The following is a 766-nucleotide window of genomic DNA, read 5'->3' on the forward strand; positions in this document are numbered from 1 at the left end:
CATCCCGACAGCCAAGAAGCAGAAGAATTTACCATTGCCGAAATGGTAGAAGCGGCCAAACATCCCAAAATCGTCGGCATCGGCGAAACCGGTTTGGACTATTACTGGTGCAAAGGCGATTTGTCATGGCAACATCAACGCTTTGCCGACCATATCCAAGCCGCCAACGAAAGCGGCCTGCCCGTTATCGTCCATACGCGCGATGCGGCCGAAGACACGTTGCGGATTTTGAAAGAGTGCCACACCAACTCCGGCGTGATTCACTGCTTCTCTGAAGACATCGCCTTTGCCAAAGCCGCTTTGGATTTAGGGTTATATATCTCCTTCTCCGGCATTGTGACGTTTAAAAACGCACCGCTGATACAGGAAGCCGCCAAATACGTCCCTGCCGATAGAATCTTGGTAGAAACCGATGCGCCTTTCCTCGCGCCGGTTCCCAAACGCGGCAAACAAAACGAGCCGTCCTACGTCCGCTATACAGCCGAGTTCTTAGCCAATCTGCGCGGCGAGAGCTTGGAAACATTGGCACAAAACACCAGCGACAATTTCTATCGCCTGTTTAAGAAAGTACCCGATGGCCGTCTGAACAACGGCTAGGTCTAAAGCCTCTACCATCGGCTCTGCCTACCTGTCATCTAGATCCTGCCTCAAACTCAACGGTAAACTCGAAATGACCCGAGACAGAAACACAATCGGCTTGCGCTATCTTCCGAACGGCCAGCCTTTTGAAGAATGGGAATTTTCCCATCAACACAATAAATAAGTT

At 50.9% G+C, this 766-nt stretch carries 1 protein-coding gene; it reads left to right on the forward strand.

Annotation, left to right across the window (positions count from 1 at the left end):
• Nucleotides 1–597 (forward strand): TatD family hydrolase (locus ACTHUM_RS16230; RefSeq protein WP_440403453.1); only part of this gene is annotated, 597 nt, incomplete at its 5' end.
• Between the last annotated feature and the right edge of the window lie 169 nt (nt 598–766).

The sequence above is a fragment of the Neisseria sp. P0021.S006 genome, from assembly GCF_051956895.1.